We start from the raw sequence: 940 nt of genomic DNA, 5'->3' as shown, positions 1-940 counted from the left end.
GGTTCGAGCTGATGGCAGAGTGCGCCGCTGCTGATGCGTTCACCGGCGCTGCTGGTGAGGACGTCGCGCGGATGGCGCGATTGTTGAATGTGTCGAGGTCGGGGTACTACGAGTACCGGAAACGCTGCCGGTCGCCGGTGTTGACACCCGCGGCGCAGCGCCGGGCGGACCTGGCAGTCAAGATCGTGGCCCATCACCGTGAATCCGACGGCACCTACGGTGCCCCACGAATCACCGCCGATCTACGCGAGGCCGGTGAGAAGGTCACCGAGAAGACCGTCGCCAAGATCATGGCCTGTATCGGAATCGAGGGGATCAGCCCCCGCACCTTCAAGGTCACGACCACGGTGGTCGACCCGGGTGCGTCGTTCCCGCCGGATCTGGTCGGCCGCCGGTTCGACCAGGGCCGGCTCGACGCGGTATGGACGAGCGATATCACCTACCTGACCTGCGGGGAAGCAGACATGTATTTGTGCGCGATCACCGATGAGCACTCCAAACGGGTGCTGGGCTGGTCGGTGGCCGACCATATGCGCACCGAACTGGTCACCGACACCCTCGACATGGCGGTCGCGGCACGCGGCGGACGTGGCCGCGGAATCGTTCTACATGCCGATCGCGGCAGTCAATACACCGCTTCGGCCATGGCAGCGGCCTGCCGTCGTCATGGCCTGCACCGGTCGATGGGCGCTACCGGGATCTGCTGGGACAACGCCGGCGCGGAATCGCTGTGGTCGACGTTCAAACACGAACACTACTACCGGCATACCTACGTGACGAAGACTGAACTCGTTGCCGCGGTTGACAAATGGATGCACTGGTACAACACTCGGCGCCGTCACTCCGCGATCGGGATGATCAGCCCGCTCGCTTACGAACATTCACTCTCCACAGCTGCTACAGCTGCATAATCCCCTGTCCACCATTCGGGGTGAACCTC

1 protein-coding gene is annotated in these 940 nt (G+C 63.6%); it reads left to right on the top strand.

The window, feature by feature from the left end; genetic code table 11:
* On the top strand, positions 1-911 hold a 911-nt coding region (locus NF4_RS36015), incomplete at its 5' end, for an IS3 family transposase (protein WP_232330814.1).
* Positions 912-940: the final 29 nt, after the last annotated feature.

This window comes from Nocardia fusca NBRC 14340 (genome assembly GCF_001618425.1).
GTDB classification, from domain to species: domain Bacteria; phylum Actinomycetota; class Actinomycetes; order Mycobacteriales; family Mycobacteriaceae; genus Nocardia; species Nocardia fusca.
The sequence above is the reverse complement of the archived record's forward strand: the minus strand, read 5'-3'. Positions and strand labels throughout refer to the sequence as shown.